General features: G+C 49.2%; 8 protein-coding genes. 6 read left to right on the plus strand and 2 right to left on the minus strand.

The features are described 5' to 3' along the window. Nucleotides 1-60: 60 nt before the first annotated feature. The 3 genes from MHI38_RS21190 (at nt 61) to MHI38_RS21200 (ending at nt 3,765) form a co-directional block, all read left to right on the plus strand. Nucleotides 61-1,416 (plus strand): carbohydrate ABC transporter permease, encoded by a 1,356-nt coding sequence (locus MHI38_RS21190; protein WP_090917488.1) that lies wholly within the window; start codon nt 61-63, stop codon nt 1,414-1,416. Continuing rightward, complete coding sequence (locus MHI38_RS21195; RefSeq protein WP_341181634.1) at nt 1,413-2,249, plus strand: sugar ABC transporter permease; 837 nt, start codon at nt 1,413-1,415, stop codon at nt 2,247-2,249. Before MHI38_RS21190 ends, MHI38_RS21195 begins: the two co-directional genes overlap by 4 nt. Nucleotides 2,250-2,478: 229 nt before the next feature. Next, a complete protein-coding gene (locus tag MHI38_RS21200; RefSeq protein ID WP_341181635.1) occupies nt 2,479-3,765 on the plus strand; it encodes an MFS transporter in 1,287 nt (428 codons plus the stop codon). A gap of 157 nt (nt 3,766-3,922) precedes the next feature. Here the strand turns inward: MHI38_RS21200 and MHI38_RS21205 are convergent, their stop codons facing one another. Next, nucleotides 3,923-6,079 (minus strand): alpha-amylase family glycosyl hydrolase, encoded by a 2,157-nt coding sequence (locus MHI38_RS21205; RefSeq protein ID WP_341181636.1) that lies wholly within the window; start codon nt 6,077-6,079, stop codon nt 3,923-3,925. Between the two features lie 500 nt (nt 6,080-6,579). On the opposite strand from MHI38_RS21205, the gene MHI38_RS21210 reads away from it, so the two are divergent. The 3 genes from MHI38_RS21210 to MHI38_RS21220 are packed head-to-tail and all read left to right on the plus strand — an operon-like array spanning nt 6,580 to nt 10,747. Continuing rightward, complete coding sequence (locus MHI38_RS21210; protein WP_261769426.1) at nt 6,580-7,977, plus strand: alpha/beta hydrolase; 1,398 nt, start codon at nt 6,580-6,582, stop codon at nt 7,975-7,977. After that, a complete protein-coding gene (locus MHI38_RS21215; RefSeq protein ID WP_341181637.1) occupies nt 7,974-9,398 on the plus strand; it encodes a hypothetical protein in 1,425 nt (474 codons plus the stop codon). The genes MHI38_RS21210 and MHI38_RS21215 overlap by 4 nt, the downstream gene beginning before the upstream one ends. Continuing rightward, entirely contained in the window at nt 9,395-10,747 is a 1,353-nt protein-coding gene (locus MHI38_RS21220) for an ANL family adenylate-forming protein (RefSeq protein ID WP_253497001.1), read from the plus strand. The genes MHI38_RS21215 and MHI38_RS21220 overlap by 4 nt, the downstream gene beginning before the upstream one ends. Nucleotides 10,748-10,966: 219 nt before the next feature. On the opposite strand, the gene MHI38_RS21225 is transcribed toward MHI38_RS21220, so the two are convergent. After that, complete coding sequence (locus MHI38_RS21225) at nt 10,967-12,739, minus strand: glycoside hydrolase family 13 protein (RefSeq protein ID WP_308722305.1); 1,773 nt, start codon at nt 12,737-12,739, stop codon at nt 10,967-10,969. Nucleotides 12,740-12,832: the final 93 nt, after the last annotated feature.

Here is a 12,832-nt window from a genome sequence, read left to right on the forward strand (position 1 = left end):
CAGCGATGACACGAATGAACGGTGAACGATGAATGATACCAAACGGAGAGGAGGGAGCATATGCGGCAACAGCATGTCCCGGTGTCTGCCCAGCCCAATCGGGAAAAGCAGCACCGGATGACAGCAGCCATATGCTCCATCATACTGCAAGGTCTCGGACAGTTATACAATCGGCAGTGGATTAAAGGCATTATTCTATTGCTGCTGGAGGGAGCAGGGCTTGCATACCTGCTTCCTCGGCTGTCCCAAGCGGTATGGGGAATATGGACACTGGGGGAGAATACACAGCGTTTTGTGAAAGTGAATGGTTCAACGGTGCTTCAAAAGGGCGACCATTCTATCTTTTTGTTGCTTGACGGAATTATTGTGCTGCTGGTCTTTTTTGTGTTTGTGCTTGTTTACATTCTGAATATCCGGGATGCGTATATGACCGGACTTGCAAGAGAGCAAGGGAAACCGACGCTGGGAGCCGCGGCAACGATGCGCAATGTAATGGACAAAAATTTTCCGTATCTGTTCCTGTCCATCCCGGCACTCGGTATTCTGTTTTTTACAATCATGCCGATTCTGTTCACCGTTACGATTGCGTTTACGAACTATGCGGCACCGGATCATATTCCACCAGCCAAACTGGTGGACTGGGTAGGGTTCAAAACATTTACGGATCTGATCCAGCTCAAATCCTGGAGCCAGACGTTCTACGGGGTGCTCACCTGGACAGTCATCTGGGCTGTCTTGGCTACCGTAACGACGTACTTCGGCGGAGTTCTTGTAGCTTTGTTAATTGAACAGAAAGGCATCCGCTTCAAAAAGTTGTGGCGTACCATTTTTATTTTGCCTTATGCCATTCCACAGATTATCTCGTTGCTACTGATGCGCAATCTCTTCAACGGTCAGTTTGGACCAATCAATACGTACATGCGAGCATTCGGACTGGAAGGCTTGCCTTGGCTGACGGACCCGTTCTGGGCCAAAGTTACTGTCATTGTCGTCAACATGTGGATCGGTATTCCGGTCAGCATGGTGCTCATTTTGGGTGTGCTTACCGCTATTCCGCGTGATCTGTATGAGGCAGCCGAAGTAGACGGCGCTTCTGCGTTCCAGAAGTTCAAGATTATTACGATGCCGTTTATTTTATTTGCCACGACACCGGTGCTGATTATGCAGTTTGCCGGAAACTTCAACAACTTCAACGTCATTTTCCTGCTAACGAACGGTAATCCGCTTCGCGGAGACTATCAGTATGCTGGGGCAACGGATTTGCTGGTGACCTGGCTCTACAAACTCACACTCGACAATAATAAATTCAATATGGCTTCTGCGGTAGGTATCATCATCTTCCTGATTATTGCTACCTTCTCCATCTGGAATTTCCGCCGCTCCAAATCATTCAAGGAGGAGGACATGATCCAATGAAGAAACGCAACAATCCGATTCGTTTGACACTCAGTTACGTGCTTTTAGTGATTATTGCCGTCGTATCCGTATATCCGGTTTTATGGATTTTTCTGTCGTCCCTGCGTCCCGGCGCGGCATTGTTCAGTGAACGCTTATGGCCGGAAAGATTCACGCTATCCCATTATGGAGAGCTGTTTAACAATCCGTCCTTTATGTACGGCAGATGGTATATGAATACGCTGAAAATCGCATTCTTCACGATGATTTTCTCCACATTGATGGTGACGCTGGGCATGTACGCGTTATCCCGGTTCCGTTTTCGGGGGCGTAAAACGATTCTGTCCACCATGCTCATTCTGGGCATGTTTCCAAGCTTCATGAGCATGATTGCCATCTATATTATTTTGCTGCAAATCAAACTGCTCGACACGCATGCTGCGCTTATTCTGGTCTATTCCTCAGGGGCAGTGCTGGGCGGATTCATCGTCAAAGGTTTCTTTGACACCATCCCGCGCAGTCTGGATGAAGCAGCTCGTATCGATGGTGCCAGTCATCTGCGTGTGTTCACAAGCATCATCCTCCCATTATCCAAGCCGATGCTAACTTACGTTGCCTTAACCAGCTTCACGGGGGCGTGGATGGATTTTATTTTTGCCCGACTCGTGCTGCGTACCAAAGAAAATTGGACTCTGGCTGTAGGAATGTGGGATCTCGTGAATCGATATCAGGACAGTAACTTCACGATGTTTGCTGCAGGAGCTGTACTGATTGCTATTCCAATTACTTTGTTGTTTGTATTCCTGCAACGTTTCCTCGTTCAGGGGCTGACCACAGGGGCGTCCAAAGGGTAAGAAGACACCGTGCCTTTAACAGCATAGTCAGCCGCATTAATGGCAAGATGAGCCGCACTTGCGGCAATTCGACCAGGCACTTCCGCAACGCAACGTCATGTCTATGTCGACTGGCCACGCTTCGGAAGTGTCTGCTTGTGCTTAGGGGGATGTAGAATTATATCCAGGCTTTCTGATTAAGGCTTGCTTGTCGAGGGCTTCTAATGAAGAAAAAGGAGGAAGGTGATGTATGGGCATGAACCCTTCCAGTGAGCCTGAAGCTACAGTCTATCCAGGGGGACAAGCTACTCTGCAGAGCAGTGAAGCTCCGCGCACCCTATGGCGTAACAGGACGTTCCGCAGAATCCTGTACGGGTATGGCATATCTGTTTTTGGTGACTGTTTTAATAGTATTGCCATCAGCCTGTGGGTACTTCAGACAACGGGCAGTGCTAAGAGCATGGCTGCTGTGCAGATCTGCAATATGGTGGTCAGTTTTCTATTTGGATCAGTAGCGGGTACGGTGGCCGATCGGCTGGATCGAAGGAAGCTGATGCTGGCTTCAGACGTGTTTCGCGGTGTGATCGCTTTGCTGGTTGCAGTTAGCCTGTTCAGCTGGCATGTACCTTTTCCTGTATTACTGTTATTGCTCTCTTTATCGATGTTTTCCAGTTTGTTTCAGGCTCCAGCATTTCATGCTTCCGCTGCGAGCATCGTGGGTAAAGAGCACATCCAGCAGGCAACGGGTACCATTCATCTGGTGGACAATCTGGCTCGTATAAGTGGTTTGGCGGCCGCCGGGGTCGCTGTAGCTGTGTTCGGCGGTTTTGTCGCCATCCTGATCACGGGGGCAACTTTCCTATTGTCTGCAATCTGTGTGCTGCTGGCAGGGCGTTTTCCACAGGTGATGCGTGCCAGTGGTGACCCGAAATCTTTTGCACAGGCGTGGCGCAGTTCGTTTGCTTACATCTATCGGAGTCGACTCATTCGTTCTATTGTATTACTCAATCCGCTGATACTTCTCTTTTTTATGTCAGCCATGATGCTCATTCAGGTGATGGCTGTTAACGTATGGAAGGCGACTCCAGTTCAATTTGGTTTGATCGAGACCTGTATTCCTCTGGGATACATGATTGGATCAGGGGTATTGATTGCTTCGGGAAAAAGATTGAAACATCGCGGGCGCTGGGTCTTTATCGGCTTACTTGTGTTAGGGCCTGTTTATATGCTTCTAGCGAATGTATCCTCGCCTCTCATGGCCTTGCCGCTTATCATAGGTGGAGGAGCCATGTTTGCCTGTTGCACGATGCTCACCCAGATTATGCTTCGCACCGCCGTGCCAGATGAGATGCAGGGTAGCGTTTATGGTATCGTTGGCACCATTACAAGCACAGCGCCGATTCTGGGGCTGACAGTAGTCTCGATCTTTGCGGATCACTGGGGTGCCGCCGCCGTATTGGAAGGCGTAGGGATGATGTTGCTTGCAACAGGAATCGTTGCCATCACAACCTTGAAGTCCATTCGAACCTATACTTAGATATTCATACAAATGAAGACAGACGGTTCTTTTAACAAGATATTAACGGAACATCCTCTGTCACAAATCCGATCACATAGCAAAAACCCGGAGCATACGCTGCATTGCTGCATTCGCGTACTCCGGGTTAGCTTGTGTATTCAATGATATGAAGTTCTTACTGCCAGTTCACCGTAACGGTGGCTGTTCCGCTTGCTGGTGTAGTGAATGTGTGGTTAGAACCGGTTTCCCATGTAATCGTTGAACCGTTTTTCTTGAAAAATTTGAACTCCAGCTGTTTGCCTGCCGGTACGCTGACATCATAATACCAGGTTGGGTATTGATGAATGACCTGATTGAATGCTGGTCCAATGGCAGTGGAACCGGTGCTCCAGTTGCCAAGCTCGGCTACATTGCCTGTCAGATAGAGGTTCTGTCCAAGCGTTGTGGACGCATTGTTTACGACGAAGCGAACGGTGACCTGATCGCCAGTCAGGATGGTGAAGTTGTTGTAAGCATTGCTGTTTACTCCGCTCGCGGCAACTTTGACTGCATAGTTGCCAGCGGCAACGGAAGGGATGGTTACTTTAATCTGTGTATCTTCCCAAGACGTAATCGCTGCTCCGGTAACCGCTGTAGTGCCGAAGTAGACCGTGCCTTTCGTCGAGCCGAATCCACGGCCATCAATTGTCACCACATTACCGGGTTTCCCCATAACCGGACCAACATGACCGATGGTTGGTGTTGTTTCGGCAGTTGTGTATTGCCATACTGCCGTTGCACCCGCAGCAAGGGTGAAGTTGTTAATGCTACCGTTCGTGGAGGTGATGTTATTTCCGTTCAGCACCCCGCCAAGTACATCCGTGTATGAGCCTGTAGGCAGGGAAGTGCTTAATCCTGTAATGCTTGCTGACGTGGAAAGATTGCGGTTTACCGCGACAACGGCTACGCTCTTGCCGAATTTACGCTCATAAACATATACATCATTATTAATCCAGCGCTGCTGTGTGGAACCGTAGGCAATGGCTGGATTGGATTTGCGCAGAGGCGCGAGTTTGCTGATGACGTTAAAAGCTGTAGTGGATTTGGAGAACGAAGGCATTTTGGCACGGTTATCCGGATCGCCATTCCCCGTCAAATACTGTTCAGTACCATAGTAGATGGCAGGCACACCACGTGAAGTCAATGTGAAGGCCAAAGCCTGTTCCAGACGGCGATTGTTGACCGCACTTGTTTTGAAACGATCCATATCATGGTTGTCGATAAACGTCACCTGATCGTTCACTTGGTTGTAGTCCGTAGCTGTACTGTTAATCATGGAATCCAGAGCGTACATGTTGGACGTGTTATCACGGAACACATTACGCACCGCAGAGTTAAAGCGGAAGTCGAGCAGGCTCATACCAGACTTGTTAGCAAAATCCGTGTTATCTGCATCGGATGCAGCTGATCCCAGGAACCATTCTCCAAAAGTGAACACGGGTTTGTGTGCGTAGATGGAGGACATCCAGCTCTTTTGCCAGCCGAGAGGCATATGTTTCACCGCATCCACCCGAATACCGTCAACGCCCATATCAAGCCACAGTTTGATCGCATCTTTGAAGTATTTGTCGATGGTCGCATTATTGTGGTTGAAGTCGGCCAGGTCATACAGATTTTTGTAGATGCCGTTCTCTAGGGAAGAGAAGTCGGAGCCGCCATTGTGATGGAAGTACCCGTTGGTATCATTGGTATAACCGCCTACCAGTGTACCGTTATCGTACAGTCTGCCATTTTCGGCAAAAGAGGTGTCGGTTTCCATCGCTGGAGAGGTGTGATTCGGTGCAAAGTCAATGACAATCTTGATGCCTTTGGCATGAGCCGTCGTAATCAGGTTCTGAAAATCCGCCATCGTGCCGAAGTACGGATTGGTCTTTTTGAAGTCTCGAGCCCAGTAGCCGTGGTAGGCAGTATTGGTTACACCGCTATAGTTGATCGTCGCAAAAATATTTTCGACAGGCTGGGATATCCATAACGCTGTGACACCCAGATCACTGAAATAGTTATCGTTGATTTTGTTGATTAACCCTTGCCAGTCTCCTCCGCAGTACAGCTTCAAATTGCTGCATGTGGCATCATAAGCGGCTCCGGTGGGGTTGTTGGAGGGATTGCCATCCAAAAAGCGATCCGTAAATACTTGGTAAATCACATCAGTACTGAAGCTCTGTTTGTTGGTCACAGCGGTGTCCGGATCGGCGTATACAGCGGAAGCTGGCAAGAACGGCAGGGCGCTGCCGGCAAGCAAGCCGAGGGTCAGTGTAGTGCTGAGGAATGCGCGTTTGGCCAGTTGAAACATGGTAATCCACCCTTCGTGAATGTAGTAGTTTTTGATAAACAACCAACGGACTTTGAATTATAGCGCTTACAATAGTACAGGTTGATTCACTGAGATGTTTGGATTCCTCCTTCCAGGCGCAAACGCAGGCAACCCCGGTATCTCCATGGGGAGTTACCGGGGTTGTCCTAAACCACTGGGGTTTAAAAGCATAGCCCTCGAGTTATGATCACAACGCTATCTTAAGAAAATTTGGTTTTTATGTCAATAAATTTTTTCTGAGTATTTTTTTTCTATTTTTATATTTACAAAAGTATCCCGCTCGATTTAAACTATTCGCAGATTCAATCAAATTAAGGGCTATGCTTTCCGGATCAGCTTGTAATTCAGCTGACCTATCCGGGACAACCCCGTCTCTCCTGAGGCGGGGTTGTTTGTTGTCACCTAGGATTCACAGCAGAATCCGGGGGAGGTTTGCTTAGTTAGTTTGTCCTGAGGGAAAAGGAACAGAGAGGCGGTTGATGGCAGTGAGCACAGGATCGGTTATAGCGTGTCTGAAAAACATTCAGGCATCGCAGCTCGGCAATAAGAGAAACATTTACGTATATCTTCCGTCAGGTTACGAGGAGCAGATTGAACGGCATTACCCGGTGTTGTACGTTCATGCAGGACAGCGGGCTTTTGGGCCATCCAGTCCGGGAAACGAAACGTGGCAGCTGGACCTGACAGCAGATGAACTCATCTCTGCTGGTCGGATTGAACCCATCATTATTGTTGCCATTGCCCACGTTCGTCCGGTTACCCGCAACGAGTTCTACCACTACGTTGATGCTGAGCAGGAAGCAATCGGCATAGGAGGCTCCGGAATTGAATACGAGCAATTTATTATTGATGAGCTTAAACCGATGATTGATCAGCGATACCGGACAAAGAGAGATAGAGATAACACGGGATTACTCGGTTCCTCGGCGGCCGCATTATGCACCTTGCATATCGGGATGCGTCATCCCAATGTGTTTGGCAAGCTGATCATGATGTCTCCGTACTTTGTGGATGCACAATTGGATGAACAAGCTGAGAATGGACTGCGGGAGAAAAACATGTACCGACTGCCGGATAGCATTCCGGATGTGAACATGTGGGTGGATATTGGAGACACCGAAGGACTGTTCTTGCCTGAACAGGTAAGAAGGGTTGTACAGAAGATGCTGGATCGGGGAGCGGATGCAAAAAAGCTGGCTTACTTCGAACAGGCAGACGCTTGCCATCAGGAAGCGGATTGGGGAGCACGAGTACATTTCCCCCTGTTGTACATGTTCGGCCAAGAAGGGCAACCGACTTCATTAGAGCTGTATGGCAGAGATGTCATCGGACTAGAAGGTGGAATGCAGGTAAGGGTTCAGGCGCGGCTCCAGTGTGATAACGGTCTGAGTCAGACCTTGCTAAGCGGAGAGTTTGTTTCAAGCCATCCCGAAGTTCTTCAGGTTCTTGCAGATGGTACGCTGATTCCTCAGGCCATAGGGAGTGCTACGATTACGCTGGAATCGGGTGATTTAACGGCTACACGAGATTACAGGGTTATATCTGAACTAACCCCCGTTGTACAGGTCTGTATGCAGGCAAAGCTTACACCAACTTTCAGGTCATCGGAGCCATGGGAAGAATTCATCTACGGCGGGATGGGCATGAAGCTTACGCATGCAGGTGATGGTCACTATGAAGGCTGTTATCTTATTCCGCGAGACAGTGGCTTCTCTTTTCGTTTTACCCGTGGTTTCCGGTTATTCGAGACGGATCAGGAAGGCAATCCCATAGCCAACCGAGTATTTCGTGCAACCGAAGACATGTCTCTCCACTATCATATTCAGGCTTGGGGCAGTGCATCTGCCAAAGTAGAAATAGGAGGCTCCCTCAAATGATAATCCATTCCTTCGCTCCAACACTGGACATCCCTTACTATTATCCATGCAATTTCCCCTTGATTCATGAAGTGCTTGAACGGCAGGGCTCAGTTTCAAGTCTTGCCATGCTGGCTGCCAGCCGATTATATACGCTGCCATCATGCGAAGATAACGGCTTGGTGAAGACTTATTTTCACAAGCTGGATTATGAGGAACCGATCTGGAAGATCAATGACCAGCGGGAGCTGGGCAGCTTTGAGGAAGGAAAAGTGCTGATCCGGCAGCAGCTTGAAACGGGCAGACTTTTTTTGGCGACAGGCACCAGCTATCATCTGCCTTATTGCGACGACTATCACAATCCCGAGTATATTAACAAACATGTCAAACAAGGCTCACGGCATTACCTGATGGATCATTGGCTTGCCGTGTATGGCATGGATGAAGACCATATGTATGTCTACGACCCTGTGTTTTACAAGTTTAAAGGCAAGGTGGAGCATGCAGCTTTCCATGATTTTTGGAGAGGGCATCAGACGATCCCTGAACTTGCGGAGGTTAAACGGAAGGAGACGCTACGAACCTACGGAACAACGGATATTCAGGCCAAAGTCCTGCTGGATTCGCAGGGGTACCGGGAGATGCTGGCCCAGGCATTGACTACTCAGGTACATGAATTTTTGACAGGTAGAACGATCATGGAGGGAGCACGGCGTTTTTATTTTGGACATGCTGTCTCTACCAGTCTGATCGATGCACTGGAAGGAAGTTTAGGAGGGAATGCAGAGAGCGAAGCGCGAATATCGGGTCTGCTTTTTGATATGCGGTGGAGTCGATATTATTTCCGGGACGTGCTCAAGGAGTCTGCTGAGTGGCTGGGTGCGCCGCTTGACCAATACGCCAAGGAATATGAGAACATCATTCTCCGATGGGAAAAGGCCAATAGTTTGCTTCAGGTGGCAAGGTTGAAGCAGCGTGAAGGGTGGCAAGCTCAGTTGTCAGGTGTAGTGCAAGAGCTAGCCGCAGATGAATACAACTGGTATTCGTCGTTAAGAAAAGCACTGCCTCAAGCTTCCACATATCCGCGGCAATCCCAAACAGATATAGACAACGAAAATGAACACAAGGCTGCCCTGCTACGCATTGTACTGGATAGCTGTCGGGAGCTGAATGCGTATCATAACACATTCATTGCCTTGGATGAGGGCGGTAATGCACCACTATATGGTCGGGATGGACGACTGAATTCACTGGAACTGGTGTCTTTACTGGCTGTGGTAGAGCAGGGCATTGAAGAGCATTGGGGAAGAGGCCTGGGGAACGCTCTCGCCGAGATTGCTGCTGCTTCCTTGCCGGAAAGTCCGTATCAGACGGTCGGCTCGCTGGTGAATTATCTTGCACAGCAGCAGACCTTGGGCAGTGATGGGGAGGGTGTGAGGTGATTGATTTTTTGCTAGAGCGCTTTACCGCTCACATGCAGCACCCGGCGTTTATTTGGGAGGAGCAAGAGTACAGTTACGACTGGCTGGTTCGTCAGATTTTTCTCATGGGAGAATGGATCGAGAGAGAGAGGATATCGGGGCGGGTTGTCACATTGGAAGAGGACTATTCTCCCTATGCAGCATCGGCAATGCTGGCATTGCTTGGAGCAGGGTGCATCGTGCTTCCGATCGACCGTAATTTGGTCGAAGCGAAACGGGACGAGTACGTAAAGCTTGCACATGTAGCTGTACGCTTGGGTGTAGACGCAGGCAAGCTTTTGGTGAGACAGATGAGCGAGACTCATGAAGAAGAAGCGATGCCGTCCATTTTGACTGAATTGCGACTGGAGCAGGTGGGCGGATTAGTTCTGTTCTCCTCAGGTTCGACGGGAGTAAGTAAGGCGACGGTTCACCGGGCAGACCGGTTGTTACAGGCCTTTCGACGGCAGGTGCGTCCGCTACGTACTATCCCTTTTATGATGTTTGACCACATCGGCGGGGTGAATACCATGCTACAATCGCTATCCAGCGGCGGGTGTCTGTGTATTGTGATGAACCGTACTCCGGAGGAAGTGTGTCATACCATTCAGAAACATCGTGTACAGGCACTGCCCGTATCCCCGACATTTATGAATCTGCTGCTTTTGGGAAAACAAGATGAGCATTACGACCTTTCCAGCCTGGAAGTGGTCTCTTATGGCTCGGAAGTAATGCCTGAGTCGGTTTTGGAAGCCTGGACTCGGCGCTTTCCGAGGATTAGGACGATTCAAGCTTACGGCATGTCCGAATTGGGGATTTTACCAACACGTTCTAAAGAACCGGGTTCGCTGTTATTTTCCATTCAGGATGACGAGGTGAAGTGTCGGCTTGTAGATGGGGAGTTACAGATTTATACCGCAACGGCGATGATGGGTTACCTGAATGCTCCGTCTCCTTTTACAGAAGACGGTTGGTTGCGAACGGGAGATGAGGCAGTGGTGGAGGAAGGATATATCCGCATTCTGGGTCGGCGTTCCGAGATTATTAACGTAGGTGGCTGGAAGGTGTACCCTGCCGAAGTGGAGAGTGTGCTTGAAGAGATGGATGGCATTGAAGCGGCGGTAGTTACGGGAGAAGTGAGCGGGATAACAGGCCAGCAGGTGAAAGCGACAGTGCGACTCGCTAATCCTAGTTCACTGAAAGAGCTTCGCAGGGCTATATGGGCCTATTGCCAAGACAAACTGCCTGCATACAAAATTCCGCAGAAAATTGTGATTACAGAGGAAGCACTCGTCAGCTCCCGTATGAAAAAGGTAAGAAAGCCGGTATGATCGCCGCCGGATCATGCGTAACCGCTTAATCAGAGAATGATCAGGCTGATGAATCCAATACAATCCATGAACTGGAGAACGCATAAATCCGAAGGGATGTGCGTTTTTTTTGTTCATACAGGAGAGACGTTGCTTAAGACGTAAGGGTGTGCTTTTTATACAAAAAAGGGCCGGACGTTATTCACGTTCAGCCCTTCGGAATTTTACCCTTTACCAAAATCATGCTTCTGCTGGCTGTTTCACCTCACATTGCAACAAAGAGAAGCCGTATGCGCCGAGCTCCAAGGTCAACTTGTTCTGTCTTGCCTCAACCGAAGCCGCAGTATACAAGTCACGCCATACGTTATGATCTCCCCATCCAAGCTCCAGTTTACGAGGCTCATCACTGGCATTGATCACCAGTACCATACGTTCTCCCGTCTCCGAATCCACACGTTCCATAGCAAGGCAAGGATCACCTGCTTCGGCATACATAATCTTTAACCCCGCGCTGCGCAAAGCTGGATGTTTCTTACGTACCTCAATCGTATGGATGAAGAATTCAAGCAGTTCCCGGTTCTGTTTGCCCACGTCCCACTCCATACATTTGCGGCAACCCGGGTCATATCCACCGTCCAGTCCGACCTCATCTCCATAATAGACGCAAGGCGCACCCGGATAGGAGAAAAGCAACGTGACAGCCAATTTCATTTTGCGTATATCGCCATCACATAACGTCAGTAACCGCGGCGTATCGTGGCTGCCCAGCAGGTTAAACGCTGCTTCGGTAACGGGTTGGGAGTACGCAGCAAGCAGTTTGCCAATCTCGTTGGCGAATCCGAGTCCATCCAGCTTGCCGTGCACGGCATAATCCAGTACGGAGTTGGTAAAAGGGTAGTTCATGACTGCATCGAACTGGTCGCCTTGCAGCCACATTAATGAATCATGCCAGATTTCACCGAGCAGATAAGCATCGGGCTTGATCGCTTTGACCGTCTGACGGAATTCACGCCAGAACTGGTGATCCACCTCATTGGCCACATCCAGTCGCCAACCGTCAATATCCATCTCCTCTATCCAGTAGCGTGCAACCTCAAGCAGGTACGCTTTGACATCCGGGTGCTCCGTGTTGAGCTTCGGCATGAGCGGCTCAAAGGCAAAGGTTTCGTAGGTTGGGATGCCATCCTCAACCCGTGGCGGCCAATCCTTGATGTAGAACCAGTCCGCATAAGGGGAATTAGCGCCATTTTTCATTACGTCGATAAAAGGAGGAAACTCTTTTCCCGAATGGTTAAATACAGCATCCAGAACGACTCGTATACCGCGAGCATGACATGCGTCCACTAGCATTCTCAATTGTTCATTCGTGCCAAACTGAGGATCAACTTTCAAGTAATCCGCGGTATTGTATTTATGGTTGGTCGTGGCCTCGAACAATGGACAGAAATAGATGGCTGTGATCCCGAGTTTATGAAAATGATCCAGATGATCCATCACGCCTTGCAGGTCTCCGCCAAAGAAATTGGTAGGTGTAGGCGTACCGCCCCAAGACTCAGCGTTTGCTGGCGTTAGAGATGGGTCGCCATTCGCAAAACGTTCGGGGAAAATTTGATAAAATACAGCATCTTTAACCCAGGCAGGCGGTTCAAAAATATCAACCGGATTCATGAATGGAAAATCAAACATTTCCAGCGGATGATCCGGCAGTACCTGTTCAAATCCTCGCTCTGTCATCCACACAGAATCTTCCCCCTGGATTAGCTGAAAGGCATAACGAAGTCTGCGGTAAGGCGGAGATGTCTCGGCTTCCCAGTAATCAAACATTTCGTCCCGGGCGAAAATTTGCATAGGAATATGTGTGATCGTCCGATCCCAGGCATATTTATCCCCTGTAATCGCAATAACGGCATCCAAATCTCCCCGTTTGGACCGCAAGCGAAGATGCATGGTTGTTCGATTATACGCATAAGACCAGTTCAGTTTGGGACGATGATAAATGGCTTCTAAAATCATAGATATCACTCCTTGGCACATGGTTAAATGCAAAATAGGGCTAGAGAATGCCGTGAAAAACGCGTAGAAAACGCAAAAAAGGCACAACCTCTC

This window comes from Paenibacillus sp. FSL K6-1558, from assembly GCF_038002565.1.
Classification (GTDB): Bacteria; Bacillota; Bacilli; order Paenibacillales; family Paenibacillaceae; genus Paenibacillus; species Paenibacillus polysaccharolyticus.